Origin of the sequence: Pseudomonas sp. AP42 (assembly GCF_001728935.1) — a bacterium.
In the GTDB taxonomy this organism is placed as follows: Bacteria; Pseudomonadota; Gammaproteobacteria; order Pseudomonadales; family Pseudomonadaceae; genus Aquipseudomonas; species Aquipseudomonas lactis.
This window is the reverse complement of the sequence record NZ_LYSO01000035.1, coordinates 43,147-53,504: the sequence shown is the minus strand read 5'-3', so window position 1 is coordinate 53,504 and position 10,358 is coordinate 43,147. Positions and strand designations below refer to the sequence as shown.

The window sequence follows — 10,358 nt, the reverse complement described above, 5'->3', positions numbered from 1 at the left end:
GGCCGTTACCGCAGGAATGGATATGTACACAACACAACTGTGTTGACTGCCAGGCCGCCTTCGCGAGCAAGCCCGCTCCCACAGGTTGATCGCGGGGTGTCAGGGTAGATTGGCATCGGCTGGCAGGCCGTCACGGGAGCAAGCTCCCTCGCCACAGGTCCAGCGTCGCCTCGAAGTTGTGTAGATACCGATGCTGCGATGGCATCGCTGCGGTGTACCTGATACACCGCGTCGTCCGCATCGCAGGCAAGCCAGCTTCCACAGAACCAGAGGACACCGCGTTAATACAGGAGCGTGCGCCTAGGTCAGCCTTCTTCGAGCCATAAGCGGATTGGCTTGCCTTCGGCCGGCCAGAACCGCGTCTGCTCGATCGGCGAGATGTCCCAGCGCTGCACGCTTTGCAGGGCCTGGAAGAAGCGATGCTCTTGCTCCATCAGGGCTTCGGCGCACATTTTTCGGGTGCTGCCGACCGGGCCGAAGCTGAGCTTGTTGCCTTCGACGGTGTACGGTGCAAACCAGTGGTTGCAGCCGCCATTGCCATAGGCCCGGCCATCGGCACCCAGGGTGACGGTCAGGTGCGCGTAGTCCATCAACGGCCGCTCACCGATCCATTCCACTACGTAGCTGTGGTCGCGCTCGAGCTTGGCGCCATCGGCGGCGCAGCCTGCCAGGCTCATGCCGATTGCGGCGAGCAGCAGCCGGCCTTTCATTGCGCGGCCTGCTGGCATTTCGGGCAACGGTGCTTATCGCCTTCGCTGGCCCAGCCCAGTTCTTTGATACGCGCGTTGGCGGCCGGTTGCAGGGGGGCCTTGGTCAGCTTGGTTTCTACCGCGAATTCAAACTCCAGCACGGCGTCGCAGCTGTCGCAGTTGACCTTCCAGGTGTGAATTTCCAGTTCGCCGAACTTCGGCCCTTGGGCCATAGCGACCCACTGGCCCGCCGGGCGGATGGAGTAGCGCGCGTCACCTTCGACGGTCAGTCGCATCGACAGGGTTTTACTGCCGCGCAGGCTGACGATCAGGACGTCGCCATGTTTGATCGAACCACCGTTGCCGGTGACCTGGTAACGGCCCGGCACCAGGGCGCGGCATTCGATCAGGGTGTGTTGCGGGCTCAGCAAGCTGAAGCGGAAATCGTGTTCGGCCATGGATCCTCCAAATAGGCGCGGCATCCTATCACGGGTGCCGGCCTATCATGAGCCTGGTATGTGACCGCTGATCATCCCTCGACCAGGTTCTGCGCCCGACCATCGGCCCACGCGGCAATGTTGGCCAATGTGGTGCCGGCAATCGCCGCCAGGGCTTCACGGGTGAGGAAGGCCTGGTGCGCGGTGATGATCACGTTGGGGAAGGTCAGCAGGCGCGCGAGCACGTCGTCTTGCAGGGGCAGGTCCGAGCGGTCTTCGAAAAACAACTGCGCTTCTTCTTCGTATACGTCCAGCCCGAGGTAGCCCAACTGGCCAACCTTGAGTGCTTCGATCAGTGCTGGCGTATCGACCAGGCCACCGCGCCCGGTGTTGATCAGCATCGCGCCGGGTTGCATCTGCGCGAGCGAGCGGGTATTGATCAGGTGTTTGCTGTCGGCGGTCAATGGGCAATGCAGGCTGATGATCTGCGCCTCGGCCAATAGTTCAGGCAGGCTCACGTAGCGGGCGCCAAGGTCTTGCACCTGCGGGTTGGGGAAGGGGTCGTAGGCCAGCAACTGGCAGCCGAAGCCGGCCATGATCTTGGCGAAGGTCGCGCCGATCTGCCCGGTGCCGACCACGCCGACCGTTTTGCCGACCAGATCGAAACCGGTGAGCCCGTGCAGGCTGAAATCACCGTCGCGGGTGCGGTTGTAAGCACGGTGCAGACGGCGGTTGAGCGCCAGAATCAGCGCGACGGCGTGCTCAGCCACCGCGTGGGGCGAATAGGCGGGTACGCGCACGATGCTCAGGCCCAGGCGTTGGGCGGCCGGCAAGTCGACATGGTTGTAGCCCGCCGAGCGCAGGGCAATCAGGCGCGTACCGCCCTTGGCCAGTTGCTCCAGCACGGGGGCGCTGAGGTCGTCGTTGATAAAGGCGCAGACCACCTCGTGGTGTTCGGCCAGGGCCACGGTATCGAGGTTCAGGCGTGCCGGTTGGAATTGCAGTTCCAGGCCGGCCGGCAGCGGTTCGCCGAGGAAACTCTCGCGGTCGTAGGTTTGGCTGCTGAAGAGAATGACGCGCATTAAAAAGGCTCCCTGCAATTTACACATTGGAATGCTGACTGAATGTGGGAGGGGGCTTGCCCCCGATAGCGGTACATCAGCGATGGATTCGTCTACTGACACACTGCTATCGGGGGCAAGCCCCCTCCCACATTGTTGATTCGTTGCCCATGAAAACAGGGTCAGGCACTCACTCTGGCTTCACTGGCCAACCGCGCAATCGCCATGTCCAGTTCGTCCAGCGCGGCCATGGCCTTGGCGTCATCCTGTTTGAGCAGGGTTTCGGCGCGTTGGCAGGCCGCCCGCAATTGCGGTACGCCACAGTAGCGGGTGGCGCCGTGCAAACGGTGCACGCGTTCGATCAAGGCATGGTTGTCATTGGCTTCGCGGGCGACGGTAATCGCCAGGCGATCAGCCTCCAGGGAGGCCAGCAGCATGGCGAGCATATCGGCGGCCAGGTCGGCCTTGTTGGCGGCCAGGCGCAGGCCTTCTTCGTGGTCGAGTACCAAGAGTTGCACGCCCTGGGCCGCACCTTCGTGGGTGCGCTCCGGGCCTTGGTTACGCAGCGCCAGGCCGGTCCATTTCAAGACCACCTGGGCCAATTGCCGCTCGCTGATGGGCTTGGTCAAGTAGTCGTCCATGCCGCTTTGCAGCAGGGCGCGTTTTTCGTTGGCCATGGCGTGAGCCGTGAGGGCCACCACCGGCAGCGGCGTGCCGTGGCGCTCGCTTTCCCACTGGCGGATCGCCTCGGTGCTCTGGCGGCCATCCATGCCGGGCATTTGCACGTCCATCAACACTAAATCGAAAGTTTCCTGCTTCACGGCGTCGACGGCCGCGTAACCGCTTTCCACCGCCTGCACCTTGGCGCCCATGTCTTCCAACAGGGTTTGTACCAGCAGCAGGTTGGCCGGGTTGTCGTCCACGCACAGCACCCGTGGCGCACGGCTGGACAACGGCTCACCGGGTTCGCTGCGCGAAGGGCGCGGGCTGATCAGGTCGGCCAGGGAGCGGCGCAGCTTGCGGGTACAGGCGGGCTTGGCCTGCAATTGGCTGTTGGGGTTGGGCACCGATTGGTTGAACAGCATCTGCTCGGTGGTGGGGCACAGCACCAGCACCTTGCAGCCCAGGTGTTCAAGGTCCCACAGGTGTTGGTTGAGGCGCTCGGGCGGAATGTCATTGGCCGTGACACCGAGCACCGCCAGGCTGATGGCCTGTTCGGTCTGGTGCGCACTGGTGATGCCGTTGGTCAGGCTTTCCAAGGTGTTGAAGGGCGTGACTTCCAGGCCGCAGTCTTCCAACTGATGTTGCAGGGCCTGGCGCGCCAGTTCGTGGTTTTCCAGCACGGCCACACGCCGCCCCAGCAGCGGCGCGGCGGGCAAATCTTCGACGTCGTCGCGGGTTTTGGGCAGGTTCAGGCTGATCCAGAACTCGGAGCCTTCCCCCGGCGTGCTGTCGACGCCGATTTCGCCGCCCATCTGCTCGATCAACCGCTTGGAAATCACCAGGCCCAAACCGGTGCCGCCGGGCTGGCGCGACAGCGAGTTGTCGGCCTGGCTGAATGCCTGGAACAGGGCACGCACATCCTGGTTGGACAGGCCGATGCCGGTGTCTTGCACACTGATGCGCAATTGCACGCTGTCTTCCTGCTCATCCTCGATCATCGCTCGGGCCACAATGGTGCCTTCGCGGGTGAACTTGATCGCATTGCTGATCAGATTGGTCAAAATCTGCTTGAGCCGCAGCGGGTCGCCCACCAACGCCAGGGGCGTGTCGCGGTACACCAGGCTCACCAGTTCGAGCTGCTTGGCATGGGCGGCGGGGGCGAGGATGGTCAAGGTGTCTTGCAGCAAGTCGCGAAGATTGAAAGGCACGCTGTCGAGCACCAGTTTGCCGGCTTCAATCTTCGAGAAATCGAGGATTTCGTTGATGATGCCCAGCAGGTTATCCGCAGATTTTTCGATAGTGCCCAGGTAGTCCAACTGGCGCGGCGACAGCTCGCTTTTTTGCAACAGGTGAGTAAAGCCGAGGATGCCGTTGAGCGGCGTGCGGATTTCATGGCTCATGTTGGCCAGGAATTCCGACTTGATGCGACTGGCTTCCAGGGCTTCCTTGCGTGCCAGGTCCAGCTCGATGTTCTGGATCTCGATGGTTTCCAGGTTCTGGCGCACGTCTTCGGTGGCCTGGTCGATGCTGTGTTGCAGCTCTTCCTGGGCATTTTGCAGGGTTTCGGCCATGCGGTTGATGCCGGATGCGAGTTGGTCCAGTTCCTGGCTGCCCAAGGGTGGCAAACGTGTTTCCAGGTTGCCGTCCTTGAGCTGGGCCACCGCTTGTTTGATCTGGCCAATCGGCGAATTGATGGTGCGGCTGATACGCAGGGCGAGGGCGGCGGTGCACATCAGGCCGATGGCGATCAGTAGCAGGCTGGCGAACAGGCTGCGATAGCCACGCAGCAACATGCCATTGTGAGACAGCTCCACTTCGACCCAACCCAGCAGGCGGTCTGCCTCATCCGGAATCAACTCGCCCGCCAAGTTGCGATGGCGGCCAAACACCGGCAGTAAATAGCGGGTGGCGTCGTTGCCGGTGCGCTGCAACAGGTGCGAGCTGTTCCCGGTGGGTGGCTGGTTGAGCATGGTCGGGCCGGCGTGGGCCAGGGAGGAGCGGTCTGGCGCCAGGAACGACACGGCGCGCACATCCGGCTGCTCCAGGGACTGGGTCGCGATGCGCTCCAGCAGGTCGGTGTTGTTGTGGCCCAGGGCAGGTGCCACCAAGGGTGCCAATTGCTCGGCGATCATTTCGCCGCGTTGCAGCAACTGGGTCTGCAACTCCGAGAGCTGCATCCAGGTGAAATAGCCGCCCAACAACAGCGCCATCAGGCTGGTCGGTAATAAGGTCAGCAACAGTACGCGGCCTTTTATCCCCATTCTTCTAAGCACGCCACTCTCCTGCTACCACGTTGTTATCAATCATCCACGCCGGCATCCGGCCCGCGCCACCTGCGCAGTGTAGCCATTTGCGCGGCCTGGAATCTTGCAAATTAATGACATGCGGCAATCTTCGGGCCATTCGGCGCCGGGTGGCGATTGCCTGTGAACGTTTAATCTTGAATAATCAGTGATTGAGAATGACTTGCAGACGCTAATGACTCCCGCAGCAGTTGGCCTACCCAGTATCCTGACCATCGAAGACGACCCGGTGTTGGGCGCCTATGTGCACGAGCAGCTTGGCCGCAGTGGCTTCCAGGTGACCTGGTGCCGGAACGGCCAGCAGGGCCTGCAACTGGCCCGCGCCCAGGCCTTCGACCTGGTGCTGATGGACATTCTGCTGCCGGGGCTGGACGGTTTGTCGATCCTCACCCATTTGCGCCAGAGCCACGCCATGCCGGTGATCCTGATGTCGGCCCTGGGCGCTGAGGCCGATCGTATCAGCGGTTTTCGCCTGGGCGCGGACGACTATCTGCCCAAACCGTTCAGCATGGTTGAACTGTGCGTGCGTATTGAAGCGATTCTGCGCCGCGTTGCCCTGGACCGCCGACCCGAGCCGCCGCGTGCCCCGGCCCCCGAAGATACCCGGGTGCTGCACTTTGATGATGAGCGCTGCGATGTGTCCTGCCAGGACCAGTGGGCCACGCTCACGCGCAGCGAATACCGCCTGCTGGAAACCCTGCACCGCAATACCGAAGAAGTCCTCAGCAAAGCCTTCCTGTATCAGCAGGTGTTGCAGCGCGGTTATGCGCCCCATGACCGCAGCCTCGACATGCACGTCAGCCAGATCCGCCGCAAGCTCAAGGCCATCGGTTACATCGAGCGTGAAGTGCGCACCGTGTGGGGCAAGGGCTACGTGCTGAGTGGTCACGATGAAGGGCTTTGAGCGACTGCCCGGCAAACACTCGTTGTTCTGGAAGCTGGCCTGCCTGTTGATCGCCTTCTGTTTGCTGATGATTTGGCTCAGTTGGTCGTGGGGGCGCTACATGGAGCAGCAGAGCGCTTACCTGTCCGAGAAGTCGCGGGAGATTCTCACTGGTTATGCTGCGGGCGCCGAACTGGCGTGGAGCACACAAGGCAGCGCGGGCGTAGATGCCTGGCTGCAGCGGATGGCCGAGCGTGAAAGCACTTGGGTCGGGGTGATCGGTAATGACCTGCAGTCCCTGAGCAGCACGCCCTTGAGTGATAAGGAAAGCCAGCGCCTGACGTTCTTGCGTGGATTGGATTGGCCGGTCAGCCGGCATGTCATCGGTTTGCCCTGGATGAAGGTGCCGTTTCCGGTCGACCCTGGCGCGGGATCGCTGGTGATCGAGTTGCCGCAGCGTTTTATGCCAGGGCGCTATCAACTGTTCTGGCGAGTGGTCACCAATGGTGTGATTCCCGGTCTGTTTACCCTGTTGCTGTGCATCGGCCTCTATCGGCTGCTGATCATGCCCCTCAATCAATTGCGCGAGCAGGCCAATGCCTGGCGTGCCGACCAACTCAATACGCGGATGTCCCGGGATGCCACCAGCCGTCAGGATGAACTGGGCGAGCTGGGCCGCGCCTTTGACCACATGTCCGAACGCCTGCAGGGCACCGTGCGTTTGCAGCAGCAGTTGCTGCGCGATATGTCCCATGAACTGCGCACACCCTTGAGCCGCCTGCGGGTAGCCTGCGACAGCGAGCAAGACCTTGCCAAACTGCGCGAGCGCCTGGGCCGGGAAGTCGACGCCATGCAGCGCCTGGTGGAAGACAGCCTGCAACTGGCCTGGCTCGACAGCGAAACAACGCCGCTGCCCCAGGAAGATATTCAGCTCCAGGCGTTATGGGACATATTGCGTGAGAACGCGTGTTTTGAAAGCGGTTGGCCCGCATCGCGCTTGCCATGCCTGTTACCGGCGGACAGTTGGGTGCGCGGCAATCTGAATGCACTGGCCCAGGCCCTGGAAAATATCCTGCGCAACGCCATACGCCACTCGCCCAAGGGCGGCTGCGTGCAACTCGACGGCTGTCGTGAGGGCGACTATTGGCATATCTGGCTGCGGGATCAGGGCCCGGGGATTGCGGAGGGTGACTTGGAGCGCATCTTCGCGCCCTTTACCCGCCTGGACGGCTCGCGGCCCGGCGATGGCGGTTTCGGCCTGGGCCTGAGCATTGCCCGCAACGCCGTGCAGCGCCAGGGCGGTCGCTTATGGGCAGAAAACACCGGGCAGGGGCTGCGGGTGCATTTGCACTTGCTGGCCCGTTAGCGCTCAGCGCCGACGCAGTTTGCGTTTTTTCCACTGGTGCGCCACCCACCAGCGCCAGTACGCCATGGTCAGGCAATAGGCCAGGGCGCCCAAAACTACCCCCAATACCACCGAACCCAGCAAGAATGGCTGCCAGAGGGTGCTCAACTGGCCGCTGATCCATTCCCACGTCAGGTTATCGGGCAAGCTGCGTGGCGGTACATTCATCAGCCAGGCGCCGGTCATATAGGTGCAGATGAACACCACCGGCATGGTGATGGGGTTGGTCAACCACACCAGGCTGATGGCGATAGGCATATTGCCGCGCACCGAGATCGCGAGCACTGCGGCGAGCAACATCTGCAACGGAATCGGGATAAACGCCGCAAATAAACCCACCGCCATGGCGCGCGCCACGGAGTGCCGGTTCAGGTGCCAGAGGTTGGGGTCATGCAGCAGCGTGCCAAGAAACTGTAATGACTTGTGTTCCCTGATACTGCTGGGATCGGGCATGTACCGTTTGAATAAGCGCCGGGGCATAAGGGGTCCACGTCAATTCGAGGGGCAAGTATGCCCGGATTCTATAAACAGAAAATTCAGACTTTGTGACAAAACATCATAGGCGCTGTCATTCAGCTGGCTAAGACTGAGTGGATCACGGAGAAAGGATGATCCATGAAGACAGGGATGTTGGCGTTGGCGCTGGGGTTGCTGACGTTGCGTTGGTTGCCGGCCCTGCCGCCCGGCGCCGTGCTATTGGCCATGCTGGTGCTGGCCTTGATGCTGTTGCCTTTTCGGTCCTATCCCTTGGCCTTCTTCCTGGTGGGGTTGAGCTGGGCTTGCTTCAGCGCGCAGCGGGCGCTGGATGATCGACTGCAGCCGGCCCTGGACGGGCAGACTCGCTGGGTGGAGGGGCGTGTGGTCGGCTTGCCCCAGCAGACGGGTACGGGCGTGCGCTTTGAACTGGCCGACGGCCGGTTGCGCAAGGGGCGGCTGCCCAAACGTATACGCGTGTCCTGGCACGGCGGGCCAGTGGTGAACAGCGGTGAACGCTGGCGCCTGGCGTTGACGCTCAAGCGGCCTGCGGGCCTGCTCAATTTCCATGGGGTTGACCATGAAGCCTGGCTGCTGGCCCAGCGTATCGGTGCCACTGCAACGGTAAAAGACGGTGAACGTCTCGCACCGGCCCGCAATGCCTGGCGCGATGCTGTTCGCCAGCGCCTGATGGAGGTGGATGCCCAAGGCCGCGAGGCAGGGCTGGCGGCGCTGGTGTTGGGCGATGGTTCCGGTCTGGCGCCTGAGGATTGGCAGGTGCTGCAGGACACGGGCACGGTGCATCTGCTGGTGATTTCCGGGCAGCACATCGGCTTGTTGGCGGGCTTGATCTACGGCTTGGTCGCGGTATTGGCGCGCTATGGTTGCTGGCCCCGAACCTGGCCGTGGCTGCCGTGGGCGTGCGGCCTGGCTTTTGGCGCAGCGTTGGGTTATGGCCTGCTGGCGGGGTTTGGTGTGCCGGTGCAGCGGGCCTGTGTGATGGTCGGCCTGGTGTTGCTGTGGCGTCTGCGGTTCCGCCATTTGGGGCTATGGTGGCCGCTGTTGCTGGCGCTGAACGGCGTGCTGGTGCTGGAGCCCCTGGCCAGCCTGCAGGTGGGGTTCTGGCTGTCGTTTGCGGCGGTCGCGGTGTTGCTGTTGGCGTTCGGCGGGCGCCTGGGGCCGTGGAGCGTCTGGCAGGCGTGGACCCGGCCCCAGTGGTTGATTGCCATTGGCTTGTTTCCGGTGTTGCTGGTGCTGGGTTTGCCCATCAGCCTCAGCGCACCGGTGGCCAATCTGTTTGCCGTGCCGTGGATCAGCCTGGTGGTGCTGCCCTTGGCGCTGCTGGGCACGGCGTTGTTGTGGGTGCCGCTGGCGGGGGTAGGTGTGCTGTGGCTGGCCGGCGGCGCGCTGGACGGATTGTTCAAGGGCCTGGCGCTGCTGGCCGGGCAATTGCCGGCTTGGGTGCCACCCGAGGTGCCGCTGGGGTATTGGCTGGTCAGCCTGATGGGCACGGTGATGTTACTGCTGCCCAAAGGGGTGCCGTTCCGAGTGCTGGGCTGGCCCATGTTGTTGATGGCCGTTTTCCCGCCCAGGGAGTGGGTGCCCCACGGACAGGTCGAGGTGCTGCAACTGGATGTCGGCCAGGGGCAGGCACTGATCCTGCGTACCCGCCACCACACGTTGCTCTACGATGCCGGGCCGCGCTCGGGGCCTGTCGACCTCGGGGCGCGTGTCGTGTTGCCGTCGTTGAAAAAACTCGGGGTAGGGCAGTTGGACATGATGCTGCTCAGCCATGCCGACGCCGATCACGCCGGTGGTGCGGCAACAGTGGCTCGGGGGCTGCCCGTCAAGCGCGTGGTGGGCGGCGAAACCGAGGGCTTGCCAGCCTTTCTCGCCACCCAGCCCTGTGCTAGCGGCGAGCGCTGGGAATGGGACGGCGTGTCGTTTGAACTGTGGCAGTGGGCGGGTGGGCTTGAGGGCAATCCGAGGTCGTGCGTGCTGCAAGTCCAGGCTAATGGCGAACGCCTGCTGCTCACCGGCGATATTGATCGCGCCGCCGAACAGGCGTTTCTCGCATCGCCGCTGGCGGTTTCGACCGACTGGCTACAGGCCCCGCACCATGGCAGCCGCAGTTCTTCGTCCTGGCCTTTCGTGCAGCGGTTGGCGCCCACCTCGGTGTTGATTTCCCGCGGGCGCAGCAATACGTTCGGCCATCCTCATCCGCAGGTCCTGGAGCGCTACCAAACGCTGGGCAGCCGCGTGTATGACAGTGCAGAACAGGGGGCCGTGCGCCTGCGCCTGGGGGCGTTTGCGCCTGCGACGGTTGCGCGCAGCCAACGTCGTTTCTGGCGCGAACCGTTACCGTAATCAGGCGTTACCAACGTCTCGAACCGCGACAGACGGACCTGTAGCCGGTGAACCCCTCTGTTGACCCTATATGGTA

8 protein-coding genes are annotated in these 10,358 nt (G+C 63.0%); 3 read left to right on the top strand and 5 right to left on the bottom strand.

Annotated features, from left to right (window positions below; genetic code table 11):
- Positions 1-305: 305 nt before the first annotated feature.
- From A7K61_RS15040 to A7K61_RS15025, 4 genes are all read right to left on the bottom strand, one after another.
- Positions 306-710, bottom strand: a complete 405-nt coding sequence (locus tag A7K61_RS15040) for an META domain-containing protein (RefSeq protein ID WP_032896704.1) — start codon at positions 708-710, stop codon at positions 306-308.
- Complete coding sequence (locus A7K61_RS15035; protein ID WP_003192054.1) at positions 707-1,147, bottom strand: hypothetical protein; 441 nt, start codon at positions 1,145-1,147, stop codon at positions 707-709. The genes A7K61_RS15040 and A7K61_RS15035 overlap by 4 nt, the downstream gene beginning before the upstream one ends.
- Positions 1,148-1,218: 71 nt before the next feature.
- Positions 1,219-2,208, bottom strand: a complete 990-nt coding sequence (locus A7K61_RS15030) for a 2-hydroxyacid dehydrogenase (protein WP_069557865.1) — start codon at positions 2,206-2,208, stop codon at positions 1,219-1,221.
- A gap of 161 nt (positions 2,209-2,369) precedes the next feature.
- Complete coding sequence (locus tag A7K61_RS15025; protein ID WP_032896707.1) at positions 2,370-5,123, bottom strand: response regulator; 2,754 nt, start codon at positions 5,121-5,123, stop codon at positions 2,370-2,372.
- Positions 5,124-5,328: 205 nt separating this feature from the next.
- On the opposite strand from A7K61_RS15025, the gene A7K61_RS15020 reads away from it, so the two are divergent.
- Entirely contained in the window at positions 5,329-6,057 is a 729-nt protein-coding gene (locus A7K61_RS15020) for a response regulator transcription factor (protein WP_069557864.1), read from the top strand.
- The gene (locus A7K61_RS15015) at positions 6,044-7,402 is read left to right on the top strand and encodes a sensor histidine kinase (RefSeq protein WP_069557863.1); all 1,359 of its coding nucleotides are present in this window, start codon (positions 6,044-6,046) and stop codon (positions 7,400-7,402) included. Before A7K61_RS15020 ends, A7K61_RS15015 begins: the two co-directional genes overlap by 14 nt.
- Before the next feature lie 3 nt (positions 7,403-7,405).
- On the opposite strand, the gene A7K61_RS15010 is transcribed toward A7K61_RS15015, so the two are convergent.
- Positions 7,406-7,921 carry a DUF2062 domain-containing protein gene (locus A7K61_RS15010; RefSeq protein WP_003192045.1) on the bottom strand — a complete coding sequence of 172 codons (516 nt, stop codon included), beginning with the start codon at positions 7,919-7,921 and terminating at the stop codon, positions 7,406-7,408.
- A 135-nt stretch (positions 7,922-8,056) separates the two neighbouring features.
- Between A7K61_RS15010 and A7K61_RS15005 the strand changes: the two genes are divergently transcribed.
- A complete protein-coding gene (locus A7K61_RS15005; protein WP_256557862.1) occupies positions 8,057-10,282 on the top strand; it encodes a DNA internalization-related competence protein ComEC/Rec2 in 2,226 nt (741 codons plus the stop codon).
- Positions 10,283-10,358: the final 76 nt, after the last annotated feature.

What these genes read in the sequence shown, in the direction of transcription:
- A7K61_RS15040 (WP_032896704.1), bottom strand. Translation starts at nt 710, where the DNA reads ATGAAAGGCCGGCTGCTGCTCGCCGCAATCGGCATGAGCCTGGCAGGC.
- A7K61_RS15035 (WP_003192054.1), bottom strand. Translation starts at nt 1,147, where the DNA reads ATGGCCGAACACGATTTCCGCTTCAGCTTGCTGAGCCCGCAACACACC.
- A7K61_RS15030 (WP_069557865.1), bottom strand. Translation starts at nt 2,208, where the DNA reads ATGCGCGTCATTCTCTTCAGCAGCCAAACCTACGACCGCGAGAGTTTC.
- A7K61_RS15020 (WP_069557864.1), top strand. Translation starts at nt 5,329, where the DNA reads ATGACTCCCGCAGCAGTTGGCCTACCCAGTATCCTGACCATCGAAGAC.
- A7K61_RS15015 (WP_069557863.1), top strand. Translation starts at nt 6,044, where the DNA reads ATGAAGGGCTTTGAGCGACTGCCCGGCAAACACTCGTTGTTCTGGAAG.
- A7K61_RS15010 (WP_003192045.1), bottom strand. Translation starts at nt 7,921, where the DNA reads ATGCCCCGGCGCTTATTCAAACGGTACATGCCCGATCCCAGCAGTATC.
- A7K61_RS15005 (WP_256557862.1), top strand. Translation starts at nt 8,057, where the DNA reads ATGAAGACAGGGATGTTGGCGTTGGCGCTGGGGTTGCTGACGTTGCGT.